Annotated in this window: 21 protein-coding genes; 13 read left to right on the forward strand and 8 right to left on the reverse strand. The window is 52.2% G+C overall.

The features are described 5' to 3' along the window. The first annotated feature begins 53 nt into the window (after positions 1-53). On the forward strand, positions 54-2,807 hold the full coding sequence (gene polA / locus ACGHZ6_RS00220) for a DNA polymerase I (RefSeq protein ID WP_390616748.1): 2,754 nt from the start codon (positions 54-56) through the stop codon (positions 2,805-2,807). A 662-nt stretch (positions 2,808-3,469) separates the two neighbouring features. On the opposite strand, the gene yihA is transcribed toward polA, so the two are convergent. After that, positions 3,470-4,090: a ribosome biogenesis GTP-binding protein YihA/YsxC gene (yihA, locus tag ACGHZ6_RS00225; protein WP_390619214.1), complete on the reverse strand. Its 621-nt coding sequence runs from the start codon at positions 4,088-4,090 to the stop codon at positions 3,470-3,472. 218 nt (positions 4,091-4,308) lie between these two features. Here yihA and ACGHZ6_RS00230 point away from each other — a divergent pair, with 218 nt between their 5' ends. From ACGHZ6_RS00230 to ACGHZ6_RS00240, 3 genes are all read left to right on the forward strand, one after another. Continuing rightward, positions 4,309-4,968 (forward strand): c-type cytochrome, encoded by a 660-nt coding sequence (locus ACGHZ6_RS00230; protein ID WP_390616749.1) that lies wholly within the window; start codon positions 4,309-4,311, stop codon positions 4,966-4,968. A gap of 183 nt (positions 4,969-5,151) precedes the next feature. Continuing rightward, positions 5,152-5,778, forward strand: a complete 627-nt coding sequence (locus ACGHZ6_RS00235) for a thiol:disulfide interchange protein DsbA/DsbL (RefSeq protein WP_390616750.1) — start codon at positions 5,152-5,154, stop codon at positions 5,776-5,778. 121 nt (positions 5,779-5,899) lie between these two features. Beyond that, a complete protein-coding gene (locus ACGHZ6_RS00240) occupies positions 5,900-7,783 on the forward strand; it encodes a GGDEF domain-containing protein (RefSeq protein WP_390616751.1) in 1,884 nt (627 codons plus the stop codon). A gap of 4 nt (positions 7,784-7,787) precedes the next feature. Here ACGHZ6_RS00240 and ACGHZ6_RS00245 read toward each other — a convergent pair whose 3' ends face one another. The 5 genes from ACGHZ6_RS00245 to coaBC form a co-directional block, all read right to left on the reverse strand. Continuing rightward, entirely contained in the window at positions 7,788-8,159 is a 372-nt protein-coding gene (locus ACGHZ6_RS00245; protein ID WP_390616752.1) for a response regulator, read from the reverse strand. Between the two features lie 59 nt (positions 8,160-8,218). Further along, complete coding sequence (slmA, locus tag ACGHZ6_RS00250; protein ID WP_390616753.1) at positions 8,219-8,833, reverse strand: nucleoid occlusion factor SlmA; 615 nt, start codon at positions 8,831-8,833, stop codon at positions 8,219-8,221. Positions 8,834-9,040: 207 nt separating this feature from the next. Further along, positions 9,041-9,937: an acetylglutamate kinase gene (argB, locus tag ACGHZ6_RS00255; protein WP_390616754.1), complete on the reverse strand. Its 897-nt coding sequence runs from the start codon at positions 9,935-9,937 to the stop codon at positions 9,041-9,043. 59 nt (positions 9,938-9,996) lie between these two features. Continuing rightward, entirely contained in the window at positions 9,997-12,444 is a 2,448-nt protein-coding gene (locus ACGHZ6_RS00260) for a phosphomannomutase/phosphoglucomutase (RefSeq protein ID WP_390616755.1), read from the reverse strand. A gap of 58 nt (positions 12,445-12,502) precedes the next feature. Beyond that, positions 12,503-13,717 (reverse strand): bifunctional phosphopantothenoylcysteine decarboxylase/phosphopantothenate--cysteine ligase CoaBC, encoded by a 1,215-nt coding sequence (gene coaBC / locus ACGHZ6_RS00265; RefSeq protein WP_390619215.1) that lies wholly within the window; start codon positions 13,715-13,717, stop codon positions 12,503-12,505. Between the two features lie 123 nt (positions 13,718-13,840). Here coaBC and radC point away from each other — a divergent pair, with 123 nt between their 5' ends. From radC to ACGHZ6_RS00290, 5 genes are all read left to right on the forward strand, one after another. Beyond that, positions 13,841-14,521: a DNA repair protein RadC gene (gene radC / locus ACGHZ6_RS00270; RefSeq protein ID WP_390616756.1), complete on the forward strand. Its 681-nt coding sequence runs from the start codon at positions 13,841-13,843 to the stop codon at positions 14,519-14,521. Positions 14,522-14,730: 209 nt separating this feature from the next. Beyond that, positions 14,731-14,967, forward strand: a complete 237-nt coding sequence (gene rpmB, locus ACGHZ6_RS00275) for a 50S ribosomal protein L28 (protein ID WP_390616757.1) — start codon at positions 14,731-14,733, stop codon at positions 14,965-14,967. Positions 14,968-14,978: 11 nt separating this feature from the next. Then, a complete protein-coding gene (rpmG, locus tag ACGHZ6_RS00280) occupies positions 14,979-15,146 on the forward strand; it encodes a 50S ribosomal protein L33 (RefSeq protein WP_390616758.1) in 168 nt (55 codons plus the stop codon). A 91-nt stretch (positions 15,147-15,237) separates the two neighbouring features. After that, on the forward strand, positions 15,238-16,065 hold the full coding sequence (gene mutM, locus ACGHZ6_RS00285) for a bifunctional DNA-formamidopyrimidine glycosylase/DNA-(apurinic or apyrimidinic site) lyase (protein ID WP_390616759.1): 828 nt from the start codon (positions 15,238-15,240) through the stop codon (positions 16,063-16,065). A gap of 58 nt (positions 16,066-16,123) precedes the next feature. Further along, positions 16,124-16,444, forward strand: coding sequence for a hypothetical protein (locus ACGHZ6_RS00290; RefSeq protein ID WP_390616760.1), 321 nt, complete (start codon positions 16,124-16,126; stop codon positions 16,442-16,444). Between the two features lie 57 nt (positions 16,445-16,501). Here the strand turns inward: ACGHZ6_RS00290 and coaD are convergent, their stop codons facing one another. Beyond that, a complete protein-coding gene (gene coaD / locus ACGHZ6_RS00295; protein ID WP_390616761.1) occupies positions 16,502-16,981 on the reverse strand; it encodes a pantetheine-phosphate adenylyltransferase in 480 nt (159 codons plus the stop codon). Positions 16,982-17,122: 141 nt separating this feature from the next. Continuing rightward, entirely contained in the window at positions 17,123-17,716 is a 594-nt protein-coding gene (gene rsmD, locus ACGHZ6_RS00300; protein ID WP_390616762.1) for a 16S rRNA (guanine(966)-N(2))-methyltransferase RsmD, read from the reverse strand. Between the two features lie 155 nt (positions 17,717-17,871). Here rsmD and ftsY point away from each other — a divergent pair, with 155 nt between their 5' ends. The 4 genes from ftsY to rpoH all read left to right on the forward strand — a co-directional run bounded on the left by ftsY (position 17,872) and on the right by rpoH (position 21,797). Next, on the forward strand, positions 17,872-18,972 hold the full coding sequence (gene ftsY, locus ACGHZ6_RS00305) for a signal recognition particle-docking protein FtsY (protein WP_390616763.1): 1,101 nt from the start codon (positions 17,872-17,874) through the stop codon (positions 18,970-18,972). A gap of 63 nt (positions 18,973-19,035) precedes the next feature. Continuing rightward, positions 19,036-19,728 (forward strand): cell division ATP-binding protein FtsE, encoded by a 693-nt coding sequence (gene ftsE, locus ACGHZ6_RS00310; RefSeq protein ID WP_390616764.1) that lies wholly within the window; start codon positions 19,036-19,038, stop codon positions 19,726-19,728. Then, positions 19,703-20,740: a permease-like cell division protein FtsX gene (gene ftsX, locus ACGHZ6_RS00315; RefSeq protein ID WP_390616765.1), complete on the forward strand. Its 1,038-nt coding sequence runs from the start codon at positions 19,703-19,705 to the stop codon at positions 20,738-20,740. Before ftsE ends, ftsX begins: the two co-directional genes overlap by 26 nt. Positions 20,741-20,942: 202 nt before the next feature. Further along, positions 20,943-21,797, forward strand: coding sequence for an RNA polymerase sigma factor RpoH (gene rpoH, locus ACGHZ6_RS00320; protein ID WP_390616766.1), 855 nt, complete (start codon positions 20,943-20,945; stop codon positions 21,795-21,797). Positions 21,798-21,827: the final 30 nt, after the last annotated feature.

The raw sequence follows: 21,827 nt of genomic DNA on the forward strand, positions 1-21,827 counted from the left end.
AGGTATGCTTGCGGCCAGTTTCCCATCCATAAGAAAGTGTTACCGAGCATTCTATGAGCCAGCCCCCCCTGATTTTGGTCGACGGATCTTCCTACCTCTATCGCGCCTTTCACGCGTTACCACCATTAACGAACAGCAAAGGTCAGCCAACCGGTGCGGTTAAGGGGGTCATTAATATGCTGCGGCGTTTGCATAAGGATTATCCACAGAGTGAAGTGGCGGTAATCTTTGATGCCAAGGGCAAAACCTTCCGCGACGACATTTATCCACAGTACAAGGCCAACCGCCCTCCAATGCCGGATGAACTGCGCAGCCAGATCGAACCTATCCACAACATCATTAAAGCCATGGGGCTACCCTTGTTGGCGATAGAAGGTGTTGAAGCAGACGATGTGATCGGTACTTTTGCAGCCCAGGCCACAGAGTTGGGCCGCGATGTGATCGTTTCTACCGGCGATAAGGATATGGCTCAGCTGGTAAATCAGCATGTCACCCTGGTCAATACCATGACTGATACAGTGATGGATGAGCAGGGTGTTGTGGATAAGTTTGGTATTCCGGCCAATCTCATTATCGATTTCCTCGCCTTGATGGGAGATAAGGTCGATAACATTCCTGGCGTGGCGGGCGTGGGTGAAAAGACGGCACTGGCACTATTGCAGGGTCTGGGCGGTCTGGATGCTATCTTCGGTGATCTGGAAGCAATTCGCGAGCTGGGTTTCCGGGGAGCGAAGAAGATGCCCGAAAAGCTCGAAGCTAATAAAGAAGACGCCTATTTGTCCTACGAACTGGCCACCATTAAATGTGATGTAGAGATGCCAGTTGCTCTAAGTGACCTGAAAATGCAGGCCCAGGACGATGCAACTCTGTTGGATCTGTTCAAGGATATGGAATTCAAGACCTGGATTGCCGAGCTGTCTAGCGGTGATGCCGCTCGCAGTCAAGAAGCTGATACAGAGTCAGAAGAAAGCGGTAACACTCAGCCCCCGGCTGTGGAGAGTACGGAATATGAAACCGTGTTGGATAAGGCCGGCTTTGAGCGCTGGCTCGAAGCCCTAAAATCAGCAGATGTGTTTGCCCTTGATACCGAAACCACCAGCCTTGAATATATGCAGGCGCGAATCGTTGGCGTGTCATTTGCCGTTGAAGCTGGCAAGGCGGCCTATGTCCCTTTTGGCCACAGTTACCTGGAGGCACCAGAGCAGCTTAGCGAAGAAGACGTGTTAGGTGCGTTAAAACCGATTCTTGAAGACCCGCAAAAAGCTAAAGTAGGCCAAAATCTTAAATATGATCGCAGTGTGCTGGCAAATCACGGCATCACACTGCGTGGTATCGCCTTTGACACCATGCTGGAATCCTATGTACTCAACAGCACCGCTAGCCGTCACGATATGGATAGTCTGGCTGGTTTCTACCTGGACAAACAAACCATCAAATTTGAAGAGATCGCCGGCAAGGGTGCCAAGCAACTGACCTTTGATCAGATCAAGCTGGAAGAAGCCGGTCCCTACGCAGCGGAAGATGCCGATATCACCCTGCGTTTGCACCAGACTCTGTGGCCGCAATTGGATGCAGAGGAAAGCCTAAAGCAAGTCTTCACTGACCTGGAACTCCCTTTGCTGTCAGTACTTTCCGATATCGAGCGCAATGGTGCCCTGGTAGATGCCAATATCCTGGGCCAACAGAGCATAGAGCTGGGTGAGCGTCTGGAAACCCTGGAGCGTGAAGCTTTCGATCTGGCTGGTGAAGAATTTAACCTGGGCTCACCCAAGCAACTGGGCGCAGTGCTGTTCGAGAAACTGCAGTTGCCAGTCATTAAAAAAACCCCGAAGGGCGCACCTTCAACGGCAGAAGAGGTGCTGCAAGAGCTGGCGCTGGATTACCCGTTACCCAAGGTCATTATGGAATACCGTGGCCTGTCCAAGCTGAAGTCTACTTATACCGATAAGTTGCCGAAGATGATCGACCCGGATACCGGCCGTATCCATACCTCCTACCACCAGGCGGTAACAGCCACCGGGCGCCTGTCGTCTTCCGATCCCAACCTGCAGAATATCCCCATTCGTACCGAAGAGGGTCGCCGTATCCGCCAGGCATTTATTGCTCCAGAGGGTTACAAGGTGATGGCGGCGGATTACTCGCAGATTGAGCTGCGTATTATGGCGCACTTGTCAGGTGACGAAGGTCTGCAGCGTGCTTTTGCCGAGGGGCTGGATGTTCACCGTGCTACGGCCGCCGAGGTATTTGGGGTTGATGTGGATAAGGTCACCGGCGAGCAGCGCCGCAGTGCCAAGGCCATTAACTTCGGCCTGATTTATGGCATGTCAGCCTTCGGCTTAGGTAAACAGCTGCATGTGGGCCGTAACGAAGCTCAACAGTACATTGATCTTTACTTCGAGCGTTACCCCGGTGTGCAGGACTATATGGACCGTACCCGCACGCAAGCCGCCGAGCAGGGCTATGTAGAAACCCTGCAAGGGCGTCGCCTCTACCTGCCGGAAATCAATTCCCGTAACGGCATGCGTCGCCAGGCCGCCGAGCGCACCGCCATTAACGCCCCTATGCAGGGCACGGCGGCAGATATTATCAAGCGCGCCATGATCGATGTATCGGCCTGGTTGGCCGACAGTGATCTGGATGCCAGGGTGATTATGCAGGTACACGATGAATTGGTGCTGGAAGTGGCCGAATCCTGTGTTGAACAAGTGGCCGAAGGCCTCAAAGCTAAAATGGAAGCCGCGGCGGAATTGAATGTACCGCTGCTGGTTGAGGTGGGATTAGGTGATAATTGGGATGAAGCCCACTAATTACCTGCAGGCCTTGAATAATGGGGCCTGTAGTTGAATCGGAGGCACTAAAGCTGGCGCCATAATCTACAAAATGGCTCTATCAAAATTTTTTTTAAAAAAGTTTTGAACTTACTGGAATTGGGCTGGTCATAGAATACAAGACGATTTCATGGTGTCTTGCTCTCCTCAGCTTAAAACGTGGCTTAATTGGCCAGCTTGCTTCCCCAAGCAAAAGCAAAGCGCCCTAACTGGATACAAGGTTAGGGCTTTTTTTTGTCTAAAATTCGAGCAATCTGCGGAACTGTTCAATCTTTGATCGGTCTTATTATTCAGGATGGTGGTACCCGCCACGGGTACTGCAACGCTGACCGGTACCGCGCCCCAAGGGTACCGGCCTTTGACCCGGTAGAGATCCCCAAGCCTACCGGGTTTTTTTCTTTGTGGGTCTGTGAGCTACCTTACTCGATCTGGCGGCGGATAATTTGGCCTCAAATGCTCGAGTATTCCCTATACACTGTGCTTTTCGGCCAAATTATCCACCACCAGCTCTTCGACGCCTACGCTCACAGACCCACAAAGCGTGCCTGTAACAAGTAAAGTGCAAGCCCAAAGCATTAAAGAAACAGGTGGTGGGACCGCAAGCGCCACGTACTAAATTTAGAAAAACCTCTTACCAAGTATTATGGGGTCTGACCCGCAGGGTCAGACCCCGAGTTATCTTCAGAGCCAAGTGCTGGGGCTAGCAGGTTGTTTAGGACTGCTTCCAGCTCTTTTACGCCGGTTTTCTTCAGGGAAGAGAACAGCTGTGCGCTCACAAGATCATCAACCTCAGCATCAGCCAAGTGTTGGCGGACTTTGTGCAGGGTGCTGTTGGCGGGGCCTTTCTTGAGTTTATCGGCCTTGGTGAGCAGGATATGGACGGGGAGTTCCATTTCGATGGCCCAGTTGAGCATCATGGTGTCGTATTCCTGCATGGGGTGGCGGATATCCATCATCAGAATCAGGCCGCGCAGGCATTGGCGCTTCTGGATGTACTCCGACAGGTTCTTTTGCCACTCATTTTTCATGGCCATGGGAACCTTGGCGTAGCCGTAACCCGGTAAATCCACCAATCGCTGATCAGGGGTCAGGTCGAAGAAGTTGATCAACTGAGTACGGCCAGGGGTTTTACTGGTACGGGCCAGTTTGGAGTTGTTCGTGAGCGCGTTAATGGCGCTGGACTTACCGGCGTTGGAACGACCAGCAAAGGCAACTTCTGCCCCCTGTTCCGGTGGGCATTGGCGCAATGACGGTGCGCTCATGGTATAACTGGCCTTATGGAAGTTGAGCCCTGTCTTGATTGTGGTCAAGCGATACCCCTGCAAAAAAGGTGAGATTTCAGATGGTTAGTATATAATGTCGCGGTTTTTTAGCCGCCAACACCAATATTCGTGCGGCGTGCATTGTAGCGCTTAGGCCCGAGTTGGGCTATTGATGACTACGGCGCACTACTGACAACCGATTAAAACGGATTAGCTACATGAAAAAAGTATTCAAATATGCGGTGTTTTCACTGGGTTTGGTTGCCGCCTCTCAAGGTGCTGTAGCCGCAGGTGATGCTGCAGCTGGGGAAGCCAAAACAGCAGTATGTGCTGCGTGCCACGGTGTAGACGGTAACAGCCTGGTCGCCAACTTTCCCAAGCTGGCTGGTCTGGGTGAAAAATATATCGTTAAGCAATTGAAAGATATCCGCACAGGCCGCGCCAACGGTGGCCGTGACGTGGTTGAGATGACTGGCATGCTGAATGGTATGAGCGATCAGGATCTGGCCGATATCGCTGCTTACTTCTCCTCCAAGCCAATGCAACTGTCTGGCGCCAAGGAAATTGAAGTACAAGCCAGCTCTGGTATCAAAGTTGACGGTCTGGCGCTGGGTGAGCGTGTTTACCGCGGTGGTAACACCAAGACTGCGGTACCTGCCTGTACCGGTTGTCACTCCCCAACTGGCCAGGGTAACTCGCCTGCCGGTTACCCGCGTATAGGTGGCCAGCACGCTGCTTACATCGAGAAGCAGCTGCGTGACTTCCGTTCCGGTACTCGCTGGAACGATGGTGATCAGAAGATTATGCGTCAGGTTGCTGAAAATATGACCGATGCTGAGATCATCGCTGTATCCAACTTCATTGCCGGTTTGAACTAAGTTCAACAGGTAATGGTCAGAAAAAGCGGCTTTGGCCGCTTTTTTTGTGCCTGCTGTTCCAGGTATGGTTGCCGAGCAGCAAGTGTCTGCATTAAGCTGCGGTTCATTGATCTGGGGCTTAAATACAGCCAAAGATACTGACACTTTTTAAAAATAACTATTTGTACCAACATGGAGTCACACATGCGCGCGTTTCTCGCTCTGTTAACAATGATGGTTTCCCTCGCTGCCTGTGCGCAGGATGCAACCTATAAAGCCGGTGTTCACTATCAAGTTTTGAATACTCCGGTTACTACCGCTGATCCCAACAAAATCGAAGTGACCGAGGTGTTTTGGTATGGCTGTGGTCATTGTTTCCGCTTCGAGCCTATGGTCAACCAGTGGGCCAAACAACAGGGTGAAGATGTTAACTTTGTAAAATCTCCTGCGATGTGGAACGGTTTGATGGAAACCCACGCCCGAGCCTATTACGCCGCCAAAGCGCTGGGTGTACTGGATAAAGTTCACCAGCCTCTGTTCAATGCCCTGAACCTGGAGAAAAAGCGTCTGGCTGATGAAAACGAGCTGGCCGAGTTGTTTGCCCAGCACGGTGTGGCAAAAGCCGACTTCACCAAAGCCTATAAATCCTTTGGTGTGAGCAGCCAGGTGCGCTTGGCCGATGCCAATGCCCGCGGTTACCAAATCACCGGTACCCCGGAGATGATTGTTGAAGGCAAGTATCGTGTCAGCGCCAAGATGGCCGGCGGTCAAAAGCAGATGTTGGATGTGGTTAACTATCTGGTGACCAAGGCTCGCGCCGAGCGCGGTTAAGCTAAGCGCCTAAAGAACTTCAAAACCCGCCACCTGGCGGGTTTTTTGTTTTTGGCTGATTTGAATAGCTTATACTGGTATCACTCTCCCCAAATAACGAAACAGCAAGGAATCTAGCTGTATGGCATCACACGGCAATTCTTCACAGGACCGTTCTTTACAAGAGAACCCCTGGCGAGAAAAGTATCTGCAGGCTCTGGATGAACAGGAACGTATTCAAGCGTCAGCTGACGAGCAGGCGGAGATACTGCGCAAGGCATTGGTCAGGGTCAGTCTGGCGGCAGATGGTTTGGACGCTGAGCTGGATGAGGTGCTGGGCCGATTACGCGACAAGTTGCGGGATAAAAAAGTGGCCGGTCGTGAGGAGGAAGCGGCAGCTGATCTCGCCGATACCTTGGCGTCTCTTGAATCGCGCATTTTGGATTTTGAAAAGCGCCGGGATCACAGAGAGGAGTCTCTGGAGACTGCTGTCAGTAAACTCAATCAAAATCTGCAGGGCATATCCACAAGCCGAGAGACGAAGAAGCAACTGAAAAAACATGCTTCCGCCATTGCCGTTTCTGCAAAAGATCCTGGTAGTTTGCCAAAGCTGTTGGCGGAACTGGCAGATATTCAGGCTGAACTCTTAAGTGCGGCTGAAGATAGTGAGTCGAAAGCGGCTTCAAAAGGTTTATTTGGGCGCTTATTCGATCGTGGTGACACGGTAACGACACCAGCTTCTGACACTGGTACTGCCGAAGAAGGTGAAGAACTCAGCGAGCATCGCTCTGAAGCCGCTCAGGACGATGAATCATCGGCTAATGATGTCGAACCTGAGGTTGTCGAAGCGGAGCCCGTAGAGGCTGTTCTAGAGGGGCAGCTGGAAACCCATGACGAGATCGTAGAGCAGCAAGCGAAAGAAGACCGACAACCCGAGGCTGTATTTCAGAAACCCGTGCATGAGCCGGCCTTTTCTCGTATCTCCGATAAGATTTTGCGAGTGTTGAATGATTTACTCGACAATATTGAGCCGACAGAGTGTGTGGTGAGTCGAGTGGCCTCGGCGCGCTCCCGCATTGAGGCCGGTTTAAACTGGTACGAGCTGGTCCCCACCCTGGAAGATATACGCGATCTGATCATGCAAGCCTATCTCGCCGCCGGTAAAGCCTTTGGCGATTATTTGTTGCAGGTAGATCAGGCGCTAAATGAAATTTCCAAAGCTCTTGGGGTGGTACTGGAAGAGCATCAGGCCGATCAAGAAAAGCAGCGGGTGTTTGACCGGGAAGTCACAGAGCAGTTGGACTCAATGGGACACTCGGTTGCCGAAGCCGGAGATCTTGAACAGCTTAAGCATCAGGTATCGAGCCATATTGATAGCATCCGCTTGGCCTTGCATGAAAGACAGGATAAAAAGCCGTCATCAGAATCAGATGCAGCGAATTTGTCTGAACAGCTGGCGAAGCTGGCAGCACAGGTGCAAGCGATTGAAGAAGAGGCCAAAACCGCCAAGCAGGATCTGGATGAGCAGCGCCAAAAAGCATTGCGTGATCCTCTTACCGAACTGCCCAACCGCGAAGCCTACAGCGAGCGAGTACACGAAGAGTTTAAGCGCTGGCAGCGTTACCAGCGCCCGCTGACATTAGCGGTGTGCGATATCGATCATTTTAAACGTATCAACGATACCTACGGCCATCAGGCGGGGGATCGCGTTCTCAAGGTATTAAGTCGAGGCATTGCCAAGCGGCTGCGTGAAGTGGATTTTATGGCTCGCTACGGTGGTGAAGAGTTTGTCCTGGTGTTGCCTGAAACCCAGGCCCAGCAGGCGCACAGTGCGTTGGACAAGATTCGCGAGGCCATTGCCCAAACGCCGTTTCACTTCAAAGAAGCTCCTGTTCAAATAACGCTGTCGATGGGGATCGCTGAATTCAGCGAAGGCGATACCGTAGAAAAGGTTTTTGCTCGTGCCGATAAACAGCTTTATGTTGCCAAGGAGCAGGGTCGTAACCGCTGTTTGGTTGCGGAATAGAACGCTAACAAGATCCTAGTAGTTCCTGCATGCGTTGCAGCAGCAGATCTTCGTCCAGTGGCTTGGTGATAACATCATCGACGCCTGAAGCCAGAATGGGTTCAAGCTCACCTTTAACCGCGTGGGCGGTCAGGGCAATGATAGGTAATTTGCTGTGATCGGGCATAAGGCGGATGGCCCGTGTTACTTCGGTGCCGTCCATACCGGGTAACGAGATATCCATTAATACGATATCAAAGCGTGAGTTTGTTAAGAGATCGAGGGCCTTTTCTCCGGTTTCAGCACAGGTGATGGTGTAGCCCTCATCCTCAAGAATCCAGGTGACGAGCTTGCGGTTATCCGGATTATCTTCAACTACAAGAACTGAGTGTGCCATACCTGATCGCGACTGATGGAAGGCTTATACGCCGATCAGTGAATTGATCGGCGCAATGATTAACTGATGTGAGAGAGCTCTTCTTTAAAGAAACCCTGAATCAGGGTTGGCCATTGATCGTCCCAGTATTCGGTGGGGCGACGTTTAAACTCACTGCGTACATACTGGGCAATGCGTCCTTCGGCACAGGCCATCAACAGATTGGCCGCTGCGGTGGTAGGCAGGTTGGGACGAATGCCTTCACGAATTTCCGCTTCCCGCAATATCTGCCGAATTTGGGTTTCCAGACGATCAAACATTTGGGCTACACGTAAACGCAAACGTTCGGTTTCACCGGTTAGTGCATCACCGGTTAACAAACGGGTAATACCTGGGTTGCGTTCGGTAAAGGTTAACAGCAGATATAAAATCTTGTGGCATCGTGCCAGCGCGGCCGGCTCATCGTTCATGATCAGATTGATGCGAGAGAAGATTGTGTCTTCAATAAACTCGATCAAGCCTTCAAACATTTTTGATTTGCTGGGAAAGTGTCGATAAAGCGCTGCTTCAGAAACGCCGACCTCTTTTGCAAGAGCTGCAGTCGTAATACGGGCGCCGGGGGAAGCTTCCAGCATATGGGCTAAAGCTTCGAGAATTTGCTGGCGTCTGGAAACTTTTGTACTCGGCTTACTCATAATTTTATTGTGGTCGATAGTGGTGGTTATCGCAATCTTCTTTTGGGCCCAGAAAACAGCAGTCTATCCTAACGACATCTTTAAGGCGCATCAACAATAGTGAGCAAAAACTCTACAATTGTTGATCTAAAGCACCAGAATTTATCACTGGTGCTTGATTTTGCGCCATAAAGGTTACTGTTTTTGATGTTGCTTTAAGTTGGTAAGCTATTTGTTGGTAATTAAGGTACCGACCCCTGCATCGGTAAAGATCTCTAACAGTACGGCATGGTCAACGCGGCCATCGATAATGTGTGCACTATTAACACCACCTTTAACCGCATCAAGGGCACAGCCAATTTTCGGTAACATGCCACCATAAATCGTGCCATCAGTAATCAGGTCGTCGACTTGTTTTGTGCTTAAGCCGGTGAGCACCTCACCGTTTTTATCTTGCAGGCCTGCGACATTGGTTAGCAGCATCAGTTTTTCGGCCTGTAATACTTCGGCAATCTTGCCGGCTACCAGATCGGCATTAATATTGTACGAGGCGCCATCTTCGCCGACACCAATCGGTGCGATCACGGGGATAAAGTCGCTGTCGGTTAACATATCGATCACAGCAGTATTGATTGAGGCTACTTCACCGACGTGACCAATATCGATAATTTCCGGTGCCTGCATATCCGGAGAGTTGCGGTTGACGTTGAGTTTCTTGGCGCGAATCAACTTTCCGTCTTTACCGGTTACGCCAATGGCCTGACCACCGTTGCGGTTAATCAGACTGACAATCTGTTTATTGACGGTGGCCCCCAATACCATTTCAACTACATCCATGGTTTCACTGTCGGTGACGCGCATACCATCGACAAACTCGGATTTAATACTGAGTTTTTCCAGCAGGTTACCAATCTGTGGGCCACCGCCGTGAACAACCACTGGGTTCATGCCGACTAATTTCATCAGCACGATATCGCGGGCGAAACTGTTTTGTAATGCTTCGTCAGTCATGGCGTTGCCGCCGAACTTCACCACAACGGTTTTGCCGGTGAAACGCTGGATGTACGGAAGGGCTTCGGTGAGTACATTGGCAATGTTCATTGCCACGTCACGGGTTAAAGACATAATCAACCTATAAATCTGTTACTGCTTGCCCGCAGCCTGTGTGACGCGGGCTGGTTTCATTAAAATGGAAAACTTAAGCTGCTATCAATCTTGTGCAGCTCACGCTTAAATACCTGCTGTAAATGTTCCACGACTTCTTCTGTCTCGCCTTCAAAGCGCAGGGTTAGGCACGGCGATGTATTCGATGCCCTAACCAATCCCCAACCTTTGGCAAAGTCGACACGAATACCGTCGAGGGTGGTGACCTTGCCTGACGAAAAATCGGCTTGCTTGGCGAGCTGATCGATCAGTGAAAATTTACTTTCTTCCGGTACATCAATCTTGAGTTCCGGTGTGGCTGGCAGTGCTGGGAAGCTGGCGAAAATATCATCCAGGGACTGATCCCTCAGTGTCATAATTTCCAGCAAACGGGTGCCGGCATACATACCGTCATCAAATCCGTACCAGCGTTCTTTAATAAAGATATGGCCAGAAAGTTCGCCACCCAACAGTGCGCCGGTTTCCTGCATTTTGGCTTTCATATGACTGTGGCCGGTTTTCCACATAATGGGTCGGCCGCCGTAGCTACTCACCAGATTGTTGAGCTCACGGGTGGATTTTACATCAAATAGCACGTCGCAGCCCGGATGACCGGTGACAATATCCTTGGCAAACAGCATAAGCAGGCGGTCTGGCCAGATGATTTCGCCACTGCTGGTCACAACACCAATGCGATCACCATCACCGTCCAGCGCAATACCCAGGTCGGCACCGGTTTCTTTTACTTTGGCTATCAGGTCGGCGAGGTTTTCCTCGCGGCTGGGGTCGGCTTCATGGTTAGGGAAGCTGCCATCAACTTCACAGTAAAGAGGGATAACCTCACAGCCGAGTTCTTCGAACAGCTGCGGGGCGACGTTGCCGGTAATGCCGTTGCCGGCATCAATAACAACCTTAACATCACCGGCGAGCGCTACATCGGAGAAGATGCGATCGATATAGGCGGGCAATATATCGCGCTGTTCAATTTCACCACTGCCCGAATTGAAGTCGTTGCGTTCTATACGAGAGCGTAGAGCCTGGATATCGTCATCAGCCAGGGTAACGCCGTTAATGACTACTTTAAAACCGTTGTATTCGGCCGGGTTGTGGCTGGCGGTCAGCATAACGCCGCTGTTGCTATCCGGCTCTTCACAGGTGGCGAAGTAAAGTAGTGGGGTGGGTACGGCACCGAGATCAATAACATCGCAACCACTACTGACAATACCTTCTACCAGTGCAGCGCTGAGTTCTGGTCCATGGGTACGGCCATCACGGGCGACAAAGATAGCACTTTCCCCCTGGGCGATAGCTTCACTGCCAATGGCCTGGCCAATTAAGCGGCTGAGGTCAGGTGTAATTTCATCACCGACAATACCGCGAATATCGTAGGCGCGGAAAATATTGCCGGGTACCGGGGTGGCCATATCTGGGGAAGCGTCCTCGGCAAACTCACCACTCTGCTGGCGGCGGGCTTCTTCCAGTGACAGTAGGTCTTGATCCTCCTCGGCAACATCAATGTCGAGGATGTCCTGATTGTGGAACATGGGGTTGGCGATATGCTCGGCTGTTTCACCTTCAGACTCGATGGCCTCGAGGCGTGAGCTGACCACTTTTTGATGGCTGGCGCTAGCGGCTTGCCAAGCGGGATCAAAACGACGACACAGCCAGAAACACAGGCCCAGTAACAAAGTGCTAATACCCAGGGTAGCCATCACAACCAGCAGCGGAGACTGCGATGCCTGCTCAATCAGGACGCCTGATGGTGAGAACTTGATTTGCCAATTGGTGTTGTCGATATTGCTTTCAAAGCTCTCCGCGCTATGGGCCTGGCCCAAGCTGACGATAGTTATGGGTTTACCAAAGCTAACCTGCTGCAGTACTTGGGTTTGTCCCAAGTGGACGTCCTGTTGTTGCAGTTCGGTTTGCAGTGCATTAATGGGTAGAGCAATTAGCAGGCTGCCCACGGGGCTGGCTTCCTGGGAGACAGCAATGGGGGCAATAAACATCAACTGCAGTTTATTGTCGGCCCGAATGGCTTCCGGTGAGACCGGCTGGCGACGTTCGGCGCGGTTGATCATATCCAGCTCAACAAAGCTGGGGGTCATGTCTGTGCCGCTAATCAGCTCTTTGCGCCCCAAGGAGAATAAACGCAGAGACAGGGTTTCCGGAAACGCCTTTAACAGGCTGCTTTTGACGGTTTTCAGTAGCTCGGGGGTGGGGTTGGATACCACATTGGCCATGGACTCACGGCTGGCGAACAGGTTGAGTTGCTGCTGCTGGGTATCGATGAAGCGTTCTACTGTTTGGGCGCGCAGTTCAGCCTGTTGATGCCCCAGTTGGTTGAGTACCCGGGTTTCTTCGTCGCTAATAAGCGTGCTGTAACTAAAGTAGCCAAGCCCCAGACAAATCACTGTGACAAGCGCCATGGCGGCCAGAGTAATAACGGGTTTGGGGGCTTGGGTAGCAGATGCCTTGCTGGTCGCGATCACGCGAAATTCCTTACTAATAAATTGTTATTTTTTATCTGCTTGCAGACGTTTAATTAGTTTACGTGATTTTGGCAGAAATGCGCGCGATAAGGTCACGGGCCAGTTGGGTTTTACTGTTTTCTGCCAGGGTTTCTTCGTCAGTGGGCCAGACCAACGTGACCGCATTGCGATCGCTGTTAAAGCCAATACCGGCTTGAGAGACATCATTGGCGATCACCAGATCCAGTTTTTTACGCTCCAGCTTACCGCGGGCGTAGCTAACCACATCCTGAGTTTCTGCTGCAAAACCCACGGTATAAGGCTTGGGCTGGCTGGCGGCAACGGCTGTGACAATGTCCGGGTTTTTCACCAGTTCGATGGTCATGGTGTCCTGGCCGGTTTTTTTGATCTTTTGCTCAGCCAGCTGTGCCGGACGGTAATCGGCTACCGCGGCGGAGGCGATAAACAGGTCGCAACCCTCCAGGGATGCCATAGTAGCGTCATACATTTCCTGCGCACTGGTCACATCGAGGCGTTGCACACGGTCAGGTGTGGCTAATTGGGTGGGGCCGCTAATCAGAATGGTGGTGGCTCCAGCTTCTGCAGCCGCTTCCGCCAGGGCATAACCCATCTTGCCTGAGCTGTGATTGCTGATATAGCGCACGGGGTCAATCGCTTCCCGTGTGGGGCCGGCGGTAATCACCACTTTTTTTCCGGCCAGCAGGCCAGACTGGAATTGTTGTGCTGTAAGTGCAGCCAGCTCATCGGGTTCCAACATACGGCCGGGGCCGACATCGCCACAGGCCTGGCTGCCTTCTGCGGGGCCTAACAGGGTAACGCTGCGTTCTTCCAGTAGCTTGGCATTGGCCTGGGTACTGGCATTGCGCCACATGCCCTGGTTCATGGCTGGCGCCAGTACGACCTGAGCAGGGGTAGCCAAAAACAGGGTGGTGAGAAGATCGTCGGCTTTGCCTTGAGCTAGACGAGCCATCAGGTCAGCACTGGCGGGCGCTATCAGCACCAAGTCCGCCCAACGCGCCAGCTCAATATGACCCATGCCTGCTTCCGCTTCTGGATCCAGCAGTTCGGTATGTACCGGGTTACCAGACAGGGCCTGCAGGGTAAGTGGGGTAATAAACTCCTGAGCGGCTCTGGTCATGACTACACGCACATCGGCACCATGATCCATCAGTCGGCGAATCAATTCGGCACTTTTATAGGCTGCGATACCGCCGCTGATACCCAGCAGAATGCGTTTGTTGTTAAGTGAAGTGAGCGGTTGCGGTGACGACATCGTAAATCCGGCGGCTTGGGGAATTTGGGCGCTTAAGATACCATTCTGATCGCTGAATTTCATATTCTGCGCTCTCGTTAACACTGTACTGGGATGTACACACTGCTGGATAGGGATATTGTTATGGCGATTTCTGATTGGCCGCTGGCCGAACGCCCCCGTGAACGCTTATTGGCACAGGGCCCCTCGGCATTGTCAGATGCGGAATTACTGGCGATTTTTCTGCGTACTGGCTGTGCGGGTAAGTCCGCGGTGGATCTGGCCCGTGAGCTCCTGAGTCGCTTCGGCAGCCTGAGAGGGCTGTTGGAAGCCGATCAAAACAGCTTTTGCGCTGCTCAGGGGCTGGGTACAGCAAAATACAGTCAATTGCAGGCGGTGCTGGAAATGGCGCGTCGGCATTTAGGGGAAAACCTGGCTCGTGGCCAGGCCTTTACGTCACCGGCAACAGTAAAGGACTTTGTCTGTGCCAAGCTGCGCCACCGCCAGCAGGAAGTGTTTGCGGTCTTGTGGCTGGATAACCAACACCGGCTGTTGGCGTTCAAAGAGTTGTTTCAGGGCACTATAGATGGTGCCAGTGTCTATCCTCGTGAAGTGGTTAAGCAGGCCCTGGCGGCCAATGCGGCGGCGGCAATTTTTACTCACAACCATCCTTCCGGCGTGGCTGAACCCAGTCAGGCGGATGAACGTATCACGCAACGTTTAACCGAGGGCTTGGCATTGGTGGATATTCGGGTGCTGGACCACTTGATTGTGGGTGATGGGGAGGTAATTTCCTTCGCGGAGCGCGGTTTGATCGGAAATTGAACAAACCCCTGCCTATAGTAAATTTATTGCACAAAAAAGCAGCGAATATTTGCTATTGGGTCCGGCTTTTGGTATAAAACGCCGCTCTTTGCGGCAGACCCAAATTTCCTAACCAATTTAGGCGCGAATTCACTGCTGCGACAGGATCAATTGAACAGATTTTATTCGCCGCTGTGAGAGCAGCGTGAGTTAGTTAACGAGGCAACAAGATGTCTAAGGTATGTCAGGTTACTGGTAAGCGTCCAGTAACTGGTAACAATGTATCCCATGCGAAAAACCACACCAAGCGTCGTTTTTTGCCAAACCTGCACTCTCACCGTTTTTGGATTGAGTCTGAAAAGCGCTTTGTGAAGCTGCGTGTATCTGCCAAAGGCATGCGCATCATTGATAAGCAAGGTATCGAGAAGGTACTGGCAGACATCCGCGCTCGCGGCGAGAAAGTATAAGGAGCTAAATCATGGCTAAAGGTGCACGCGAAAAAATCCGCCTAAACTCCAGCGCTGGTACTGGTCACTTCTACACCACTGACAAGAACAAGCGCAACATGCCTGAGAAAATGGAGATCAAAAAATACGATCCTGTTGTTCGCAAGCATGTGATGTATAAAGAAGGCAAAATCAAGTAATTGGCTTTGGCCTTTATTTGATCGAAAACCCGGCTATAGGCCGGGTTTTTTGTGTCTGTTATTTATTAAAAGAAAGGCCTGGAGAAGCTAGATGCCTGAGTTGCCAGAAGTTGAAACGACTCGCCGCGGTATTTCGCCACATATTGAGGGGCGGGTATTGCGTCAGATTGATGTGCGCGATGGTCGCTTACGCTGGCCTGTGCCCGAGGGGCTGGATGAGCTGCTGCAAGGGCGTAAGTTACTAGCAGTCGAACGTCGGGGTAAGTACTTGCTAATGCGTTTCAGTACAGGCCACTTGCTAATGCATTTGGGGATGTCGGGCAGCCTGAGTATTGTCGATGGCCATACCCATGATGCGGAACAGATTGGCAAGCACGATCATATTGACCTGGTGTTTAGTGGTGGCGTGATACTGCGCTATACCGATCCTCGTCGCTTTGGTTCCCTTTTGTGGACTGATCAGCCGGTTGAGGCGCATGAGCTAATTCATCATTTGGGGCCTGAGCCCCTGGAAGAGGAATTCACCAGCGATTACCTCTACCAACGATCTCGCAAGAAAAAGCAGGCCATTAAAACCTTTATTATGGATAGCCAGGTAGTCGTTGGCGTAGGAAATATCTACGCCAATGAAGCCCTGTTTCGCAGCGGTATTCGCCCGACTCGGGCTGCAGGTAGCGTCTCTCGGGCCAAGTATGAGCGTCTGGTTGCGGATATTAAGATGGTTTTGGCCCAGGCTATTGAGCAGGGTGGTACCACCCTTAAAGACTTTGTCGGTGGTGACGGCAAACCTGGCTACTTCAAACAGGAGCTGCTTGCCTATGGCCGTGGCGGCGAACCCTGTGTACAGTGTGGCAAGGCGATGAAAGAAATTAAGCTTGGGCAGCGTGCGACAGTTTACTGTACTCGGTGTCAAAGCTAGCTAGACTTACCTAGAATTAAGCAAATAGCAGTAGTTATCACGAAGAAGGAGAGCAGTGATGAAAAAGATAATGATGGCCGCCACTATGGCGCTGACCCTGTCCCTTAGTCAGTTGAGCCTAGCAGCAGAGCAGCCGGGGGTGGTGGTTGATGAAGACCCATCGGTAATGGCTATGACAACCGACTTTGTATTGGTTCGCCCAGTTATGCTGGCAGCTACCGTATTTGGATCTGCTCTCTGGCTGGTGTCTTCACCCTTCTCATTTGCTGGGGGTAATGCCATGCAGGCAGCGGATACTTTGGTGATTGGTCCAGCCAAAACTACTTTCGTGCGTTGCTTGGGATGTGTTGGCGACGGCTACAAGCACAATTCAGAATAATTGCACTGAGATGACGCCCGCTTGAAGGCGGGCGCAAAAGCTAATTGACTGAGCTTTTTACTGGCTAAACTTATCTTTCAGCGCTTCGGCCACCACCGGGTGGACGAACTTGCTGACATCCCCGCCCAGTGAGGCAATTTCCCGTACCAGCGATGAAGAAATAAACGACAGGTGTTCTGCCGGAGTTAAAAACAGGCTTTCCATATCCGGGCGCAAGGCGCGGTTCATGTTGGCCAGCTGAAATTCGTATTCGAAGTCGGACACCGCGCGCAGTCCACGCACCACGCCTTGGGCATTTTGCGACTGAACAAAGTCTGCCAGCAGGGTGTTAAAGCCGACAATCTCAATATTATCCAGGTGAGCCAGGGTCTCACCACACAGGGCGACGCGCTCTTCCAGGGTAAATAGAGGATTCTTTTTCGGACTGGCAGCAATTGCCAGAGTGACGTGATCGAACAGGCGACAAGCGCGCTCTACCAAGTCGATATGACCGTTTGTAATGGGGTCAAAAGTCCCCGGATAAACCACTTTCTTCATCGTGCATCTCTACCCACAGGATTAAAGACGATATTGTGCGGGCGCAGATGGTAATCAATTTAGGCGTCAGGTACAAAGACCCAAAAGCAATATTTGGCCAAATCGGCCATATTGATGGCCGAAAATTGAGTTTCGGCACGGCTATTCGCGAAAATAAAGCCGATAGCTGACCTGACCACTGTGTTTTTCCCGATGTAGCTGCCAGTTAGTCGGTGCTGAAAAGAGTGTATCTTTTGGGGTTTCGATATAGATAGCGCTACCGGCTTTTAACCAGCCGCCGTTTTCCAGGGCTTCGCAAACCGATTGCCAGAGGTCTGCTTGAAAAGGTGGGTCAATAAAAACGATATCCACAGGGCTGGCAGGCTGCTTTAACCAGGTCAGGCTGTCGCTGTTGATAACCTGGCCGTCGCTGGCTTCCAGGGTCGTCAGGTGTTGGCGCAATTGGTTTGCTGCGCTGCTGTCTTTCTCCAGCAGTGTTACCTGACCGGCGCCCCGTGACAGGGCTTCCAGCCCCAGAGCGCCAGAGCCGGCAAACAGATCCAGGCACTGGCTGCCCGGCAGCTCGGCGGTTAGCCAGTTAAACAGGGTTTCGCGAATGCGATCGCCGGTGGGGCGCAAGCCATCGATGCTCGGAAATGCCAGCTTACGGCCGCGCCATTTACCGCCAATAATACGCAAAAAGTTGCGGCCTTTGTCCTGGGCTGGTGATTTGGTATTCGGGCGTCGTCGAGGCATGATAAAACCATGGTTGATTAGGACGATAAACCGCAGTCTCTTATGCTAGGATAGCGGCCTCATCATTGGGCGCAGAGTATGCCGCGTCAGCGGTTTCGACACAATTGTGTTTAAGACCCTGCGTTCAAGACCCATTACTCAATAGTTGTTCGTGCATGTTTTTTAGACGTAAAAAGAAAGACAAGGCTGCAGAGGCTGCTGCGGAAACGCCTGAGGCGGAAAAACTCGAGGCTCAGGACGATAGCTCATCGGTAGATACCGAAGTGGAGCAACCGGTAGAAAAGCCGGTGCAGAAACCGACAGAGCAGGAAAAGCCTGCCAAAACCGGCTGGTTTGCGCGCATCAAGCAGGGCTTATCCCGTACCAGCAGTAACTTTGCCGAGGGGTTAGGTAAGCTCATTCTCGGCAAAAAGACCATCGATGCTGATCTGCTGGAAGAAATCGAAACCCAGCTTCTGGTCGCCGATGTGGGCATCGAGGCCACCAGTGAAATCATTGACGACTTAACCGAGCGTGTGGCTCGTAAGCAGTTGGCCGACAGCGGTGCCTTATACAGTGCCCTGCGTAAGTCTTTGACCGATCTTCTGGCCAAGGTGGAAGCCCCGCTGGAAATCGATGCAGCTCATAAGCCCTACGTGATTTTGGTCGTGGGCGTTAATGGTGTGGGTAAAACCACCACCATTGGCAAGTTGGCCAAGCGATTCCAAACCCAGGGCAAAAGCGTCATGCTGGCTGCCGGGGATACCTTCCGTGCGGCGGCGGTCGAGCAGTTGCAGGTATGGGGTGAGCGCAATCAGGTGCCTGTAGTGGCCCAGCATACCGGTGCTGACAGCGCCTCGGTTATCTTTGATGCGATTCAATCGGCCCAATCCAAAGGGGTTGATGTGGTGATTGCCGATACCGCTGGGCGCTTGCATAACAAGAGCAACCTGATGGATGAGCTGGCCAAGGTTAAGCGCGTAATGGCCAAACTTGACGATACGGCGCCCCATGAAGTGTTGCTGGTTCTGGATGCGGGTACCGGCCAGAACGCGATAAACCAGGCTCAGCAGTTTACCGAAGCAGCGGATGTCTCTGGCATTGCCCTGACCAAACTCGACGGTACCGCCAAAGGCGGCATTATCTTTGCCCTGAGTAAGAAGTTTGGTATTCCCGTGCGTTTTATTGGCGTGGGAGAAGGTATTGAGGATTTACAGCCTTTCGAGGCGGAAAGCTTTACCAATGCCCTGTTTGCCGATGAGGGCGACAAGGCTTAAGAGAAAAGCACAGCTAATAACAATAATATTTAACGCTTAATCGCACTGGGGAATTAACGAACCATGATCCGTTTTGATCAGGTGAGTAAACGTTATGAAGGTGGCCACGAAGCCCTAAGCCGGGTCAGCTTTGAGCTGGCCCAGGGAGAGATGGCCTTTCTTACCGGGCATTCAGGTGCGGGTAAAAGTACCCTGCTAAAACTGATTATGTTGATGGAACGCCCCAGTCAGGGCCAGGTGCTGGTGCACAACCAGAATCTCAATCGCCTCAGCAATAGCCAAATCCCCCATTTCCGTCGCCAGGTCGGTGTGGTTTTCCAAAATCACCAGCTGCTCTTTGACCGCAGCGTTTTCGATAATGTGGCCCTGCCACTGCAGATTGCTGGTTATCAACCTGCAGAGGCGGCGCGGCGTGTACGCGCGGCGCTGGATAAGGTGGGGCTGCTTAATAAAGAGAAGCAGAACCCGATAGTGCTATCCGGTGGTGAGCAACAGAGGGTAGGTATCGCCCGTGCGGTGGTGAACAAACCTGCCCTGCTATTGGCCGATGAGCCAACCGGTAACCTGGATCCCGCCCTGTCGGCAGAGATTATGAAATTGTTTCGTCAGTTCAACGATGTGGGGGTCAGTGTGCTGATTGCCAGTCATGATCTGGGGCTGATCAAGCGTATGGGTAACCGTGTGCTGGGCTTATCCAAGGGGCAACTGGTACACGACGGAGTGTTGCAGCATGCGACCACAACAGCCACGGCCTAAGCCAGCCGCCAGCCGGGTGGAAAAGCGCTCAGCGTCTGCAGCTTCCAGTAAAAGCCCGAGTAAAGGGGCAAGCCAGTCGAAAACCCTGGTCAGCGATCGCTTTGGCGCCTATTTGGCTCATCATCGCTTTAGTGCATTAGACAGTTTGCAGCGCCTGTTGCGAGCACCGGGTCAAAGCCTGTTGACCTGGATGGTGATCGCCATTGCTCTGGCCTTGCCTGCCACCCTGTATACCAGCTTGCAGAACCTCCAGGCCCTGGGGCAGCGCTGGGATGGTGTGTCTCAGCTGTCGGTCTTTGTAAATCCAAGGGCAAAAGAAGCCGCAATCGATAAATTTCAACGACAGTTGCAGGCAGATAACCGCGTTGAGGCGGTGACCTATATTTCACCTCAACAGGCGCTGGCGGAGTTTGAGCAACAGAGTGGCCTGGGCAGTGCCCTGCAGACCTTGGATAGCAACCCCTTGCCGCCGGCGTTGATTGTTAAACCGCAGCTGGGTGTAAGTGCCGCTGAAATTGGCCTGTTGGTGGAAAGCTTAAAAGCCAAGGCGCTAGTGGATGATGTGGTGGTAGATCTGGCCTGGGTCCAGCGTATGCAGCAATTGCTGGCACTGGCAGAGCGATTGGTGCTGGCGCTGGGCTTATTGCTGGTGCTGGGGGTACTGCTGGTTGTGGGTAACACCATACGCCTGGCTATTGAAAACCGCCGCGATGAAATTGTGGTGGTGAAGCTGGTAGGCGGTACCAACGCATTTGTCAGAAGACCCTTCTTATACACCGGCATTTGGTACGGTATCGGCGGTGGTCTGTTGGCCTGGTTGTTGTTGATGTTGGCCATTGGTTGGTTGTCGGGGCCGGTGGGTCAGCTGGCAACCCTGTACCAGAGCGACTTCTATTTGCAAGGCCTGGGCTTCTCCGGTAGTCTCGCTATGCTCCTGTTGGCGGCCCTGGTGGGCTGGATAGGGGCCTGGCTGGCCGTGGCACGTCACTTGGGGCAGATCAACCCCCAGTAGCTTTAGCAAACTAAGCGACTTGACCAAACTTAACATGCTTGCGTTGTTGGTAGCCGAATAGGAATTTGATATATCTCAACACGATTGCTGAAATTGGCTGGGATATTGAGGAAGTTAGTAACAAAAGGGAACTTTTAGTGGGTGTTGGCGATCCTATAGAAGGAATGCTAGACTCACTCGGTAGTTTTATTGGAGGTTAAACATGGGAACAAGCTTACAGCCTGTAGACGTATTAGCACCGGGGGCCAACCTCAATGCTTATATGCAGGCCGTCAACGGTTTTGCCGTTCTCTCCGCTGAAGAAGAAAAGCAGCTGGCAGAGGACCTGTACTACCGTGAGAATCTGGATGCCGCCCGCCGCCTGGTGATGGCGCACCTGCGCTTTGTTGTCCATATTGCCAAATCCTATGCCGGTTATGGCCTCAATCAGGGTGATCTGATCCAGGAAGGTAACGTTGGCCTGATGAAGGCGGTAAAACGCTTCAATCCGGAAAAAGGTGTACGTCTGGTGTCCTTCGCGGTGCACTGGATCAAGGCCGAGATCCACGAATTTATTCTGCGCAACTGGCGTATTGTCAAAGTGGCGACCACCAAAGCCCAGCGCAAACTCTTCTTTAATCTGCGTGGCGCCAAAAAGCGTCTGGCGTGGCTGACCAACGATGAGGCCGAGGCTGTAGCCAAGGATCTGGACGTTGATGTTAAACACGTGCGCGAGATGGAAGGTCGTCTGTCAGCCTTCGATGCGGCGTTTGATGCGGGCAATGATGATGACGATGATGCCGCCTACCAGGCACCTGCCCACTACCTGGAAGACAAGCGCTTCGATCCGGCAACCCAGCTGGAAGATGCCAACTGGCAGGAAAACAGCGTTAACAATTTGAACATGGCACTGGGTGAACTGGATGATCGCAGTCGCGATATCCTGCAACAACGTTGGTTAAATGAAGACAAGTCCACCCTGCATGAGCTGGCTGATCAGTATGGTGTATCCGCTGAGCGTATTCGTCAGCTGGAAAAAAATGCCATGAAAAAAGTGCGAGCCATGATGGAAGCCTAGAGCTCCTGGTTTCGCAAAACAAAGCCGCGC

Origin of the sequence: Maricurvus nonylphenolicus, assembly GCF_042854845.1 — a bacterium.
GTDB lineage: Bacteria > Pseudomonadota > Gammaproteobacteria > Pseudomonadales > Cellvibrionaceae > Maricurvus > Maricurvus nonylphenolicus.